This is a genomic window from Paenibacillus sp. FSL R7-0026 (assembly GCF_038004485.1).
Lineage (GTDB): Bacteria > Bacillota > Bacilli > Paenibacillales > Paenibacillaceae > Paenibacillus > Paenibacillus xylanexedens_A.
In genome coordinates, this window is record NZ_JBBORG010000001.1 from 3,423,152 (window position 1) to 3,438,044 (window position 14,893).

General features: G+C 43.5%; 13 protein-coding genes. 12 read left to right on the top strand and 1 reads right to left on the bottom strand.

The window, feature by feature from the left end:
* The 8 genes from MKY44_RS15090 (at nt 1) to MKY44_RS15125 (ending at nt 7,469) form a co-directional block, all read left to right on the top strand.
* On the top strand, nt 1-1,551 hold the full coding sequence (locus tag MKY44_RS15090) for a response regulator (RefSeq protein ID WP_341007718.1): 1,551 nt from the start codon (nt 1-3) through the stop codon (nt 1,549-1,551).
* A gap of 201 nt (nt 1,552-1,752) precedes the next feature.
* On the top strand, nt 1,753-3,801 hold the full coding sequence (locus tag MKY44_RS15095; RefSeq protein ID WP_341007719.1) for a glycoside hydrolase family 16 protein: 2,049 nt from the start codon (nt 1,753-1,755) through the stop codon (nt 3,799-3,801).
* Between the two features lie 200 nt (nt 3,802-4,001).
* Nucleotides 4,002-4,376: a DUF2750 domain-containing protein gene (locus MKY44_RS15100; RefSeq protein ID WP_341007720.1), complete on the top strand. Its 375-nt coding sequence runs from the start codon at nt 4,002-4,004 to the stop codon at nt 4,374-4,376.
* Nucleotides 4,377-4,408: 32 nt separating this feature from the next.
* A complete protein-coding gene (locus tag MKY44_RS15105) occupies nt 4,409-4,846 on the top strand; it encodes an Imm26 family immunity protein (protein WP_341007721.1) in 438 nt (145 codons plus the stop codon).
* Between the two features lie 321 nt (nt 4,847-5,167).
* Complete coding sequence (locus MKY44_RS15110) at nt 5,168-5,374, top strand: helix-turn-helix transcriptional regulator (RefSeq protein WP_339783535.1); 207 nt, start codon at nt 5,168-5,170, stop codon at nt 5,372-5,374.
* The gene (locus tag MKY44_RS15115) at nt 5,375-5,815 is read left to right on the top strand and encodes a hypothetical protein (protein ID WP_341007722.1); all 441 of its coding nucleotides are present in this window, start codon (nt 5,375-5,377) and stop codon (nt 5,813-5,815) included. It abuts the gene before it with no gap.
* A gap of 567 nt (nt 5,816-6,382) precedes the next feature.
* Entirely contained in the window at nt 6,383-7,162 is a 780-nt protein-coding gene (locus MKY44_RS15120; RefSeq protein ID WP_445670651.1) for an AAA family ATPase, read from the top strand.
* Between the two features lie 46 nt (nt 7,163-7,208).
* Nucleotides 7,209-7,469, top strand: a complete 261-nt coding sequence (locus tag MKY44_RS15125) for a hypothetical protein (RefSeq protein ID WP_341007723.1) — start codon at nt 7,209-7,211, stop codon at nt 7,467-7,469.
* A gap of 926 nt (nt 7,470-8,395) precedes the next feature.
* Here the strand turns inward: MKY44_RS15125 and MKY44_RS15130 are convergent.
* Nucleotides 8,396-9,418, bottom strand: a complete 1,023-nt coding sequence (locus tag MKY44_RS15130; protein WP_341007724.1) for an MBL fold metallo-hydrolase — start codon at nt 9,416-9,418, stop codon at nt 8,396-8,398.
* A gap of 164 nt (nt 9,419-9,582) precedes the next feature.
* Between MKY44_RS15130 and MKY44_RS15135 the strand changes: the two genes are divergently transcribed.
* From MKY44_RS15135 to MKY44_RS15150, 4 genes are all read left to right on the top strand, one after another.
* The gene (locus MKY44_RS15135; RefSeq protein ID WP_341007725.1) at nt 9,583-10,593 is read left to right on the top strand and encodes a fumarylacetoacetate hydrolase family protein; all 1,011 of its coding nucleotides are present in this window, start codon (nt 9,583-9,585) and stop codon (nt 10,591-10,593) included.
* A 93-nt stretch (nt 10,594-10,686) separates the two neighbouring features.
* On the top strand, nt 10,687-11,268 hold the full coding sequence (locus tag MKY44_RS15140) for a TetR/AcrR family transcriptional regulator (RefSeq protein WP_341007726.1): 582 nt from the start codon (nt 10,687-10,689) through the stop codon (nt 11,266-11,268).
* 695 nt (nt 11,269-11,963) lie between these two features.
* Complete coding sequence (locus tag MKY44_RS15145; RefSeq protein WP_341007727.1) at nt 11,964-12,962, top strand: glycoside hydrolase family 43 protein; 999 nt, start codon at nt 11,964-11,966, stop codon at nt 12,960-12,962.
* 740 nt (nt 12,963-13,702) lie between these two features.
* Nucleotides 13,703-14,893 carry a glycine C-acetyltransferase gene (locus tag MKY44_RS15150; protein ID WP_341007728.1) on the top strand — a complete coding sequence of 397 codons (1,191 nt, stop codon included), beginning with the start codon at nt 13,703-13,705 and terminating at the stop codon, nt 14,891-14,893.

Below are 14,893 nucleotides of genomic sequence, written 5' to 3' on the forward strand. Positions count from 1 at the left end.
ATGATTAATATCCTGATTGTGGACGATCAAAAACACATTCGTGACGGTCTGCAGGCCATGCTGCATCAATTTCCTCTGGAGCTGAACAACATATACTGTGCCGCGAGCGGGATTGAGGCGCTGTGCCTATTGCGGCAGCATTGCATTCACATCGTTATTACCGATATTAGGATGCCGGATATGGATGGGTTGGCACTCATGGCTCAAACCAAAGAGGAATACATGGATGTGGAATACCTCATTATCAGCGGTTATAGTGATTTTACATATGCCCAAAAAGCGATCGGGCTTGGGGCAAAGGGCTACTTGCTAAAACCTTTGAAGCGAGAGGATCTGCTAAATTCCCTGGAGCATGTATGGCAAGAGATCCAGACACGGCAGGCACTTACGCATAATATGCAACGTGTATCCCGTCTCGCCCAAGAGACCGATCGTAAAGAGTTAAAAATGTTTATGCAAGGTGCGTTAAGTGATGACACATGGATTCTTCAGATTGAGGAACAAAATGTTGCGTTATGGCGTAATTATCGCCTAACCCTGCTGCGGGAAGAAGTTTGCATTAACCAGCCCGGGGCCAGCAGCGCCCATAGCATGGAAGCCATTGCTTATCGTGTGTTTGGCAGACAAGGTTATATTTGCCTGCAACATCGCCCATACCTGATCCTTGCGGTGGATGCGTCCATAGATCCAAGTGTTTTGCCTGCAGCGCTCAAGGAAGGAAAGATCGATGCCATAACAGCCATGACTAACCCGACTCAGGGGTTAAAAGAACTACCCGACAGCTATACCCAAGTGCTTGAGCTCTATCGCCACAGTTACCTGTTTCCTGATCAGTACAGTATCTTCCCAGCACATATTGAGCATATGGAACAGCAATGGCAACTTCCCTATGAAGACTTATATGAACTGTTCCAGTCGGTTGGAACAGATAACAGCGGAACAATCACTCAGGGTATTTCTGCAATATTTCACAAAAAGGTGCTGCAACGCTATCCTATTCGCTATACTCAACAGCTCTGCGCCGCCACCGTTCAGATGATGGAGGAATACCAACGAGTTATCCACCCTTATATGGGGGAAGAAGTGCTGGACCTTGAATCATTGCGTAATCTCTTTGATTATCAAGGGATGCGTGATTATATACAAGCACTGCAACAGCAGCTGCTTCGGCTGAATCAGTTATATTATGACTATAAGTGCAGCTATCGCCATTCGCAGGATCTAAATGAAGCCATTCGTTTTATACACGAAAGTTACCACAAACCGCTGGACCTCGCGATGGTATCCAATCATGTATCGCTTAATTATGCTTATTTTTCAAATCTGTTTAAGAAGAATATTGGTAAAGGTTTTGCTGAATACCTACGAGATGTGCGTCTGGATAAAGCGCGGCGGCTTCTCGCCGAAACCGATCATAAAATTGTGGAGGTGGCTGCTATGGTTGGCTATGAAAGCTACAAAAGCTTTACACGCGCGTTCCGACTTGTGATGCAGATCCAACCAACAGAGTACCGACAGATGATGCGGCAGAAGGCAGAGCACGAAGCATGAAACAGCATAATCAAACGGACAAACTCCCTTGTTAAATATGCCAATTAAATCAAAAGCCAAAAAAATGGGATACCACAAAAACAATTGTACCTTTTCAGCGAATTAACCTATTCGATAGAATAAAGATATCCCTTCATGTAAGCGATTTCCTTAATACGCATGGATTGGGAGAAGCTATTATTCTATTAAAGGAGGGCAATTATGAAACCATCTCACTTTACGGCGAAACGGTTTATGAAAAAGGTGCTCGGTATGTTTCTTGTGGTTGTGATGCTGGCTAGTATTGGCATACTTCCAGCTTCAAAGGTTCAGGCAGCGGGAACTACCGTAACCTCAATGGAGTACTTCTCATCAGCAGACGGGCCTGTTATTTCAAAATCAGGGGTTGGCAAGGCCAGCTACGGATTTGTTATGCCTAAGTTCAATGGAGGCTCCGCGACATGGAATGATGTTTACAGTGATGTAGGCGTTAATGTAAAAGTGGGCAACAACTGGGTTGATATCGACCAGGCAGGCGGTTATATCTATAACCAAAACTGGGGGCACTGGAGCGATGGCGGCTTCAATGGCTATTGGTTCACCCTCTCCGCAACAACCGAGATTCAACTGTACTCCAAAGCGAATGGTGTTAAGCTGGAGTATCAACTTGTATTCCAAAACATCAACAAAACAACCATCACAGCGATGAATCCGACACAAGGTCCACAAATCACAGCAAGTTTCACAGGCGGTGCAGGCTTTACATATCCAACGTTCAACAATAATCCTGCGGTCACTTATGAAGCTGTTGCGGATGATTTGAAGGTGTATGTCAAACCTGTAAACAGCAGCACCTGGATTGATATTGACAATAACGCAGCCAGCGGCTGGATCTACGATCACAATTTTGGCCAATTCACTGATGGCGGCGGAGGGTACTGGTTTAACGTAACGGAGTCGATCAATGTCAAATTGGAATCAAAGACTTCTTCAGCTAATCTTGTTTATACCATTACGTTTAATGAACCTACAAGAAATTCATATGTCATTACGCCATACGAAGGAACAACCTTTACAGCAGATGCGAATGGTTCCATTGGGGTTCCCCTTCCCAAAATTGATGGGGGGGCGCCAATCGCCAAGGAACTGGGCAATTTTGTATACCAAATTAACATCAATGGGCAATGGGTTGATTTGAGTAACTCTAGTCAGAGCAAGTTTGCATACTCCGCTAATGGCTACAACAATATGTCCGATGCCAACCAGTGGGGTTACTGGGCCGATTATGTCTATGGTCTTTGGTTCCAGCCAATCCAGGAAAATATGCAGATCCGTATTGGATATCCGCTGAATGGACAGACGGGTGGAAATATTGGCAACAACTTCGTCAACTATACCTTCATCGGCAATCCAAATGCCCCGCGTCCGGATGTATCCGATCAAGAGGATATCTCAATCGGAACACCAACCGACCCGGCAATCGCGGGCATGAACCTCATCTGGCAGGATGAGTTTAACGGAACTACGCTGGATACAAGCAAATGGAACTATGAAACAGGATATTATCTCAATAACGATTCCGGTACTTGGGGATGGGGAAATGCAGAACTGCAACACTACACAAACAGCACTCAAAATGTTTATGTACAGGACGGAAAGCTGAATATCAAAGCCATGAACGACAGCAAATCTTTCCCACAAGACCCGAATCGGTATGCACAGTATTCTTCAGGAAAGATTAACACCAAGGATAAACTGTCCTTGAAGTACGGCAGAGTCGATTTTCGTGCCAAGCTTCCTACAGGTGATGGCGTATGGCCAGCACTGTGGATGCTTCCAAAAGATTCGGTATACGGCACATGGGCTGCATCAGGTGAAATTGATGTTATGGAAGCGAGAGGCCGTCTGCCTGGATCAGTAAGCGGTACCATACACTTTGGTGGACAATGGCCAGGGAACCAGTATTCGGGCGGCGATTATCACTTCCCGGCGGGACAAACTTTTGCCAATGATTATCATGTATACTCGGTGGTCTGGGAAGAGGACAACATTAAATGGTATGTGGACGGCAAATTTTTCTATAAAGTCACTAACGAGCAGTGGTATTCCGCAGCTGCACCGAATAATCCGAATGCACCATTCGATGAGCCGTTCTACCTTATTATGAACTTGGCAATCGGCGGAAACTTTGACTGTGGCCGTACCCCGAACGCCTCCGATATCCCGGCGACCATGCAAGTGGATTATGTACGCGTGTATAAAGAACAGTAATTTGCGATTTCGGATACAATGAATGAAGATCAGATGGAACAGATCCTTGAAACCGGAGAACCTGAAATCTCATACTCTAAAATAGGCTTACGACCGATTTCCAATATTTCTACCTGGGAATCGGTCGTTTAAATTTAGACTTGATAATTTAGTTCATCGGCTGCAACTCTTGTCGAAGGACAACATCATTAGGAGGAAATATGAATCAGAAAGAATTTGAATCAGTCATCAATCTCCCTGCAAATATTCGTTATGAATACTTCATCAAAAAAGTAGTAGATTCAGAAGAAGTGTGGGGGCTTTATGAGAATGGTTGGTCAGTTACTGAAGATGATGAGGGTAATAAATTACTTCCATTTTGGCCTAAGAAAGAATTCGCGGAATACTGTGCAACTGATGGTTGGGAAATTTACTCAAGTAAAAGTATGGATTTGTACGAGTTCATAGACGAGTTTCTACCCAATTTAAAAAAAGAGGGTGTTAAACCTTCAATATTCTTAAATAATGCCGATTCTGTTGTATTAGAAGTCGATATACTAATTGAGGATTTAAAGACAGAACTTGAAAAATACTAACTTAAAACCTCAACGAAGGAGTTTGGAAAACCGTGAAGAATACGAAACGTAAACGAATAAAATTGGGTGATATCTACGCTATCCCTTTGCCTAACGGTAAGTTTGCCTTTGGGAGAAGGCTTAAAGATGCTAACATTGCAATCTATAATCTTATAAGTGACTCTATAGAAGAGATACCTCAAGAAGAAGAATACCAATTTATCGTGGGTGTATATGATGATGTACTGAAGTCAGGCGATTGGCCGGTCATTGAGAATCGTCCATTCCCGGATGAAGGAGAGGCATGGCCCCCACCTGCCTGTATCATTGATAAGATATCAGGAGAATATTTGATTTATCATATGGGAGAAATTAGACCTTCTAATAGCGAAGAATGCGAAGGTTTAGAGATTGCGGCTGTTTGGGAAGCCCATCATATTGTTGATAGAATAATGGGAGATGATAAGTGGCATCGAGACCCGAATAAATAGTGTACGGTATACCATCTATGGTTCCAGAGATCCTGTGTAGCGGTTTGAACCGCTTTTTCACTTTCCAATACAAACATTAAGTCACGGCCTACATACGTTTCTATAGGGGTAACACCAAGTGCTTCAACCATTTGCTCAGTTAAAGTAAACTCTTCTGGCATCTTATATACAAAATCAACCGAGCCAAGCCCTCCTTTTACAAAGAGGGGGCTTGGCTTGTTATGCATTCAGAGGCAAGTAACAATGCAAAGTTAACTTGACACAAAATGCAAAGTGAACTATGCTAAAAATGCAAAGTAAACATTGCAAGGACGTGATCACTTGAAGACAAGAATTGCAGAACTGCGTAAGCAGCATAAGCTGTCACAGGAAGAGCTAGGACGAATTGTTGGTGTTACCCGGCAAACCATCACCTCTCTTGAAAGGGGAAAGTATACGGCTTCCCTTATTCTTGCTTACAAAATTTCTAATTTTTTTGGACTCGCCATTGAAGATGTTTTTGATTTCAGCGAAGTGGAGGAGATGTAAATGGACAAGTACAAGATTAAAGTAAAAACTCGCAAAAACGTACTGTCTCTGGTAGCCGCTGCTACACTATTGATCTATGTAGGACTTATATTTTACCGAGGTGGACTACCCGATTTACCTGGTTTTATAAAGGGATTTCACACAGGCGCTTTTATCGGGGTTGAAGTGGCCGTCGCTTTTTTCCTGGTCAGGTATATAAAAGCCAGTAATAATGAAGCCGAGCTGAAGAAGCAATATATTGAGGAGAATGACGAGCGGAGTGTAATGATACTCCAGAGAGCCGGCACACTCAGCACAGCAATCATTCTCATTGGTCTGGGCATTGCCTCCGTGATCGCCGGTTTCTTTAATCCCTTGATATTCTACACCTTACTTACTTGCTTATTATTTGTTTTAATCGTATTTTTTGCACTGTGGATGTATTATGCGAGAAAAATTTAAGGTTTAGATCAAAGCAGTGGAGAGAGGTGAATGTTTACGGGTGTAGTTGTACTTGGTGCATATCGAGTGTTCCGGAATCGTGAGGTATTTTCTTGATTTGAAGCACTATGAGGGAACATCATGTATCACACAATTAGGTCCGCAGATTCTGCGGACTTCTTTTCATATGAATAAGAATGGCAGTGTCCCCAGCTGAGGACAAGAACTTGGTTCCATTGCCAAAAGGACAAGTACATTGTGTTATTTCAGATTAGGTAGTTATCTAAATAGTAGCATAATGGAACTCCTATGGTGAGATATAACCCATATTAATATAAGACTTCGTTTGATTTTTGTATCAGGAATTGGTTTTTCCGACCTAAGGCAAGAACTTAGTACCATTGTTGAAATGGTTAAGAACATGCTCCCGATGTAGATTAGAACATTTATCTGTTGCATTAAGCTAACCGGCAGATTAGTTTCGGTATGTGGTATTATTTGTTAGATGGAGTAAACTAAAGGGTGAGACTAACATGAGTCAGCGGTTCCCAACAAAGATAACCATAACGATCAAAGGCTTAAAAGGGAGTGAACTATATTAATATACAGCATCCCTATTTACGACAAATTCAGCTTAAGAGGCAACAAGTACCCACCTATGATCGTTACCCCTTTGATTTGGCGGTCATTCGAAACCTAAATACTCTTGATTTCCACCCCAAGGTAACCTATATCGTAGGTGAAAATGGGATGGGCAAATCAACACTGATGGAGTCCATTGCTGTTGCATGGGGATTTAACCCGGAGGGTGGGACGGTCAACTTTTCCTTTTCAACCCAGGCTACTCATTCGAACTTATATGAATATATACAATTGATCAAAGGTCCGCGACGCCCGAGGGATGGCTTCTTCTTCCGGGCAGAGAGTTATTATAATTTAGCCACGACGATCGATGAATTGGACAGCCAGCCTTCATTCGGTAGACCTATTCGCCCTATTAAAGATTCGTACGGTGGCAAGTCCTTGCATGAGCAATCGCACGGAGAGTCGTTCTTTTCCACGTTCATTCATCGGTTCGGGGAGAATGGATTATATATACTGGATGAGCCTGAGGCTGCATTGTCTCCCCTTCGCCAAATGGCGATGCTTACACGAATCCATGAACTTGTTATGCAAAACTCTCAATTTATAATTGCGACCCATTCCCCAATCCTTATGGCATATCCAGATTCGATTATTTACAATCTAACGCCGGATGGTATCGAAGTCCAAGTATTGGAAGAAACCGACCATTATATGATTATGAAAGAGTTTGTGAATAACAAGGATCGGATGCTCAGAGAATTATTCGAAGAAGTTCAAGATTAAATCCACAGTATCCTCTGGAACCCAAAAGCTGAATGGAGGACTTTTAATGAAGAAGGTATTAATAGGTGGAATATTATTGTTTACGGGGTCATTGATATCTTTAGCTATTATACTGGCTGCTGCTTTATATGTCCCAAGTATCACTGCTTGGAGCGGATCAAAGTTATGGTATGCAATCTTCGGTGCAAAACAGTATGAAGATGAAGTGGTACAGAGTTTATCTTTGGGCTTCCCGTTCATTGTGGGTGTTATATTGTTTGTTATTGGCTTGATAGTGTTGGTAAATGAGTACTTTATTAAGGATTGATGACAAGTTAGAGTACAACTCGTTGCCCTAACGGGAAACGTTAGCTCAATCAAAACAAGTTTGTAGCGACCAGTCTTAGAAGTTGCACATGGTCTGAATAGATCTGTATTTCGCTCTGTTTAGCATATAAGTAGTAAATTCCAATCTCAATTAAATTGTCTCACCTTGTTCCAAGGTTGCAAGGTTAAACTAACGTGAAACGATAGCTCAATACAACTAAAAAAGCAGCTGACAATGTGAAGTGCACCCCATAGAATATACATTGGAAAAACCCCTGGGTTTGCCGATGAAATTCTATGGGGTGCATTTTTTATGGCGATTAAAGGACAAAAGTTTAAAACGTATTCGGAGAAAGATAAAAAAAGAGGATATTCGCCTGCATACGGTTGAGGGGTAGACTTACCGAAAGATCAATGAACATTTGGGAATTCATGACCCGGGACAAATGAAGCGCTGGATGCGAAAACACCGGGAACAAGGCGAGTTTGGACTGATGGATCAGCGAGGTCGACGTAAAGAATACATGGATCAAGAACGAGCGCAACGACAATGAACTCGTGCTCCTAACATTCAGCAGATGTCGAGGGAAAAGAACATGGTCCCATTGAACTCGCTAATATAGTGGCATTTTATTTTATCGGTACAAGTTCTTGTCCCAAGCCAATGACAAGAACTTGTACCGATTACCGTATTGGGTGAAAGCACCTTAGGTACTCTATCATATAATGGTAACATCTTCAAAAACTGCTTTAAATTATTGATAGATATTTGTGTTATTAAATTATCGGAAAATGAAAGAAGCAGTTATTCAAAAATCGGTTTCTAAGCACGCATTTTAATTCCGTGGAACAATTCAAAAAAACGGCCGCTGTTCGCATCGTTTGCGACAGGGCCGTTTTTTGTTTTTTTAGGCTAGCTTCAAATTGCTATTCTTTCCAGACACTCATAGGGTCCCATGGCTTGATTTGATTACCATATTTTCCGGCCAAAAAAACTTTCATGTCTTCCAGTTTAGCAGGCACCTCGTTCCAAATTGGAAGGGGTGGTAAACCTCGTTTACTTTTCAATAGGATGTCCACTGTAACATACAAGCGTTCTGGCTGAATCCAATGAAGGAAGCGGGAAATATCAATTTGCTTGGTCAGGGACAAGGCATCAATTTCGTCATTGTAATGCTTGTTGAACTCGCTGATCAGGTTCAGGAGATAGTCTCTCTGCTCCTTCACGAAGTCCAGGCCGCAGATGGCGCCATGTCCTGGAATAATGATTTCGGGTTTAATTTCATCAATAATGCGGTCAAGCACTTTAACCCAATTGAGGGTTCCCTCTTCGCTGTACGCCGTACACCCGTTAAACACGACATCGCCGGCGAACAGCACTTTTTCTTTTGGCATCCACAGCAGCAAGTCACTGTCAGAGTGGGCCGGAGCTACGTTATAAATCATGACTTCCGTATCGCCAAGACGGATGTTGATATCGTCCTTTATCTCAACATTCGGGAGCAACCATTCTACGCCTTCCAGGTCGAATCCTTCAAATTCCGCTGCAAAAAACCGCTCGCCCGAAGTAGATTCCGGAGAATCCTTTCCTCTTCTGATGACGCTGTCCATCCAGGCGATATTTTCGGTAAGACGCTCTCTGGACGCTTCCTTGTGCATAATAATGCAAGCATCTTCAAACACTTTGTTTCCCCAGGCATGGTCGCTATTATAGTGCGAGTTCACCACATATGCGGGAGAGCCGCCGTTGCTTACTTCCATAAAAGCCTCCCGCATTTCCCTCGCATGGAACAAATCGAAGAACGTGTCATACACCAACCCTTCACCTTTGTTGATGAACCCGGCATTGGCCCAACTGATCCCGCGATACGGCGAAATACCGGCAAAGACGCCATCTGCGACTTCAAAAAATTTAACACGAGGTTTTTGAATAATACGTCCATACTTCATAAAAATTCTCCTTTGCGTATATGTTTTGGGGTGAGGCATACTGACTATGCCATTATTATAGAGATTGGAAAACAGGAATGCAAGCATGTACTTGCATGCAATAGTTCTATGCAATATGATAGTAATAGAACAACATCACACTACATGGATGGAGGCGCTTAACCATGAAACTAGTAACCTTTCAAACCAATACATCGCAAGAACCTTTGTTTGGGCTTGTAATTAACGAGAAATTTGTCGTATCTTTTGCAGCAATCATGAAAAAGCAGGGAACATTCGTTGATAGTCTTGAAAGTATGGACAGCTATCTTCATGATTTGCCGGCTAGCTATGATGTCGCTAAGGAAATGATGCAATATGCTGTCGAACAGTTGCATCAATTCAATGAAAATGAAATCAGCCCTATCGCAGCGGTAAACCTGCTACCGCCGGTTCCGAATCCGGCTGCGCTTATCGATTTCGGGCTGACCCCAAGACATCTGAGAAATGCTGGTGTAAATCTGCTGCAAAGAGAATATACAGGGCCGGAAAGAGAAGAGCTCACACGTAAAATTTCCGAAAAATTCCAGAAAGATCTGAATAACGTAACTTTCAGTTATTATAAGTGTAACCATAATGCATTAATTGGCGATGGGGATACGATTCATTGGCCTTCGTACTCTTCCTACCTGGATATCGAGCCGGAGCTGGCCTTTGTTACAGGGAAGGGGAACTGCATTGCAGGTTATGTTATTTTTAACGACAGTACTGTCCGCGATGTGCAGTGGCCGGATTTCCAGGCGATGACCGGACCGACGCGCTGCAAAGATTTTGATCGCAGCAAAGGAATAGGACCATTTCTGGTAACGCCGGATGAAATCGACAACCCACTGGCATTGGATGTGGATGTACGCATAGGGGAGAGACTGAACTGGAAGGGAAGCACATCCGAGTATGCTGCACACCCTGCAAAAGTGATGGAGGAGGTTCTCAAAGTTTTCACGCCACTCCCGGGCACGATTATAGGAATGGGGACGATACCGGATTGCTGCGCAATAGAGACCGAAGAATGGCTGTTGCCCTCTGACCGAATCCAGATTACATTTGATAAATTAGGCACGCTCACGCAATTGGTGCCTGATCATGTCAAGATTACGGAACCAAGTCGTTGGGAAAAAAGAAGCGATTTACCTTAAAAAAAACGTTTATGAAAATGATGAACTCTGAATCTGCTTCATCTGCAAAACTTGTAGTAGAATAGGTTTAACATATGCAAAAGGAGAAATACAATGCAAACTTCAGACAGAATCATTGAAGCCGCGACACGGCTCATCAAAAAGAATGGCTATCGGGGAGTAAGCACCAAAGCCATTGCAACGGAAGCTAAAGTCAATGAATCTACGATTTTCCGGCAATTCGGAAGCAAGCAAGGCATATTGGAAGCCATCATTGAAAGACATTCGGATATCCCGCAATTCGAGAAGCTCTTAAAAGAGGACGCGACCGACAATCCGGAAGTCGATCTGCTGAATGTAAGTCAACAGTACCGATTGTTTTTCCATAAAAATGCGGACATCATTTTGATTGGCATCCGCGACAAAGGAATGTTTCCCGAATTGGACAGAGTGCTGGCCGATCCGCCGGTAAAGCTGCACTCCTTGCTGGTTGAATATTTTGAACGCCTGCAGAAGAAAAAAGTTATAGCCAGACAGGATGAGCGCCTTGCCGCCATGTCTTTTCTCTCGATGTGCTACGGATTTCAGATGAGCGAGCTGATTCACCGACAATATCAGTCCCAACTCGTCACCGAGGAAGATTTCTACAAGCACAGTGTCTCATTGTTTGTAAAAGGAATTTTGTCTCAGTCATAAGCTTTGTTGATTTATTTAAATATGCCAAAGACTGCTTTTGCTCGACTAACTTTACCATTCGTTTCACATTCACAACAAATGCTGTGAGATATGTCTGTATTCGCATACGAAATAGACCTCGGTACTTGGCTGTTGCCATACCGGGGAAGCTCTTCATCATAAAAGCCCCTAGGCTGCAAACTGACGTCGGTATTCCACCGACGTCAGTTTGTTATAGTTTTTGCTCTGGCGGTTTTCTTGTCCTATGTCACGGCCAGTGACGAGTTATGAGGGAGTGACGTTTTTCAAAGCCTTTTGATTATGCGTAACTCTAGTTTGGAGTCGTTATTGTAGCGGCTTTTTTATTTTTCGGTTCAAGTTCTTGTAGATTGCTGTAATTCACAAATACTAGGTTCTGCTTGTAGTATTATTGTTAGACCAATGCAAATTGTATGAGTAGAAGATCTGTTATAAAGTTTGCGGCATGTAATAGAACTCACCAAAAAATGTCCACCCAGGTAAGCAAAATGTTAGAAATTGGTTTATATATTCAGCCTAATGGGCTAGCGGGAATTGTACATTTTTTCGGGGGAAGACCTTTAGTATGTGTATAGGAAAGAACAAGCGGGGCTTGTACAATAATATTAGAAATTGTAAACGCTTGCTTCACGCTAGAAACTGAAGGAGAACAATTCCAATACCAAAGGAGATGCCTTATGAAACAGCAACAACAACTACCTAAGCCCCACCAGCCGCTTGTAACCCACATCTTCACTGCGGACCCGTCCGTCCATGTCTACGAGGGAAAAATCTATATCTATCCTTCCCATGACCTCGATCATGACGAGCCGAGCAACGATAACGGCGACCAGTATAAAATGGAAGACTATCATGTCCTCTCGATGAACAACTTCGATTCCCCTGTGGTCGATCACGGCGAAGCGCTGCATCTGAGAGATATTCCGTGGGCTTCCAAGCAGCTCTGGGCACCGGATGCCGCCTATAAGAACAATACCTATTACCTGTTCTTCCCGGCACGGGACCATGACGGCATCTTCCGTCTGGGTGTGGCAACATCAGAGTCTCCGGCAGGCCCGTTCACGCCGCAGCCGAATTATATGGAAGGCAGCTTCAGTATCGATCCGGCCGTACTGGTGGATGACGACAATCAGTCATACATCTATTTCGGCGGACTCTGGGGCGGCCAGCTGGAGAAATGGCAGACCGGCAGCTTCGTGCCAGATGCAGAAGGACCGGCTCCTGACCAGCCGGCGCTTGGACCGCAAGTTGCACTACTTAGTGACGATATGCTGTCCTTCCAGGGCAAGCCTGCCGAGATATCGATTGTCGATGAAGACGGGAATCCGATTCTGGCCGGGGATGAGGACCGGAGATATTTTGAAGGCCCATGGATGCATAAATATAACGACTATTACTACCTGTCCTACTCTACAGGAACCACGCATAAGCTCGTATATGCGATCGGCAAGAACCCGATGGGACCATTCACGTTCAAGGGCGAGATTCTCTCTCCGGTTATCGGCTGGACAACCCACCACTCCATTGTGCAAGTTGAAGACAAGTGGTATCTGTTCTATCACGACAGCTCCCTGTCGGAAGGCGTCAACCACAAGCGCTGCGTTAAATATTCCGAGCTGAAATACAACGAAGACGGAACGATCCAGAAGATCAATCCTTATCCAGGTGCTGAGTAATCTGGCGTGTTAGCGGAAACAGATAAGATCACAAGATAAGCCATAACATGAGGCAGCTCCTGACGGGGCTGCTTTTTTGCAGGAGGATCAGTTGTGTCACTTAAACGTAAATTGGATCAACATAATTTTTTATTTAAAGAGGACCATTAATCATAAGAGATCACTTAGAATATTTTGCAGACCAAATCGTTAGTAATCAAACGAAAAGTGAAGGGGGAATTGATAAGAACGCATTATTCTGGATATTAGAAAAGATTGTAGCTCAATTTAGTGCAACCTTTTTTATTGATTGAGAATTGCAGGAGAAAGAAGTGTATAAGTAAGTGTAACTCAAGGGAACGAAATTGAACAAATAAGAGATAACAGTTTCCCAAACATAGCAATAAAATTTATGAAAAAATTCTTTATCAAGCTCAATTGAGTTTTATCATCTAGAAGAAGTGTCGAGGGACAAGAACCTGTTCCTATTACCGATTAGTCGTGTATCTAATCGGCATGGTATCGCAAACTACCGAGCAGCAAAAGATATAAGCAAAGATTTAGTAGCGATTGCTTCCGAGAATGGGGGAAGCAATCGCTATTTTTTTTTGCGGATTTTTTTATTTTTTGTCCGCCACATGTGTACAAAAAAATAAAAAGATGATACATTAAAATCAATCTAACCCTTTTTATAACAGGTTTTTCCCGGAGAATTATATGTCTCCTGTACAAGGACATGCGTATGTTGAGGAGGGAATGGAATGTCAAGTCAAGCATTGGACCAATTTTTAAAATCGAACATCGAAGATCTAAAAACTAAAGGTCTATATAACTTCATCGATACGCTGCAGGGTGCAAATGGTCCTGTTATTCGTATCGACGGAAAGTCCCTAATCAATTTGTCTTCCAATAACTATTTGGGACTGGCAACAGATTACCGCCTGATTGATGCTTCAGTTAAGGCGTCGCAGACATACGGGGCAGGCGCAGGGGCTGTGAGAACAATTAATGGTACGATGGATCTTCATATTGAGCTTGAAGAAAAACTGGCCCGTTTCAAAAAAACGGAAGCCGTTATCGTGTATCAATCGGGATTTAACTGCAATATGGCTGCTATATCCGCGGTAATGGACCAGCATGATGCGATTTTATCAGATGAGCTGAACCACGCTTCGATTATTGATGGCTGCCGCCTGTCGAGAGCCAAGGTGATTCGCTTTAAGCATTCGGATATGAATGATTTAACACAGCAGGCGAAAGATGCCACGGAATCCGGTCAGTACCATAAAATTATGGTCATCACCGACGGGGTTTTCTCCATGGATGGTGATATAGCAAAGCTGCCTGAAATCGTGAAAATAGCAGAAGAATTCGATCTGATTACTTATGTGGATGATGCCCACGGTTCGGGCGTTCTCGGAGCAGGTGCGGGAACCGTGAAGCATTTTGGATTGTCCGACCGGATTGACTTTCAAATTGGTACTCTTTCCAAGGCGATTGGCGTTGTCGGCGGTTATGTGGCGGGTAAAAAACAACTGATCGAATGGTTGAAGCTGAGAAGCCGTCCGTTTCTGTTCTCGACATCGCTACCTCCGGCTGCAATCGCTTCTTGCAGCGCTTCTGTCGACATTTTGATGAATGACAAAGAGCTGATCGAGAAGCTGTGGGAGAACGGCAATGATTTGAAAAATGGCTTGAGCCGGCTTGGATATGATGTAGGCCAAAGCGAAACGCCGATCACACCTTGTATCATTGGCGATGAAGTAACCACCCAACAGTTCAGCAAACGGCTTTATGAAGAAGGCGTTTACGCCAAGGCAATCCTGTTTCCGACGGTTCCGAAAGGAACCGGAAGAATACGCAACATGCCGACAGCTGCCCATACCAAGGAGATGCTCGACCATGTGATCTCCGTTTATGAGAAAGTTGGCAAGGAAATGAAGCTGATTTAG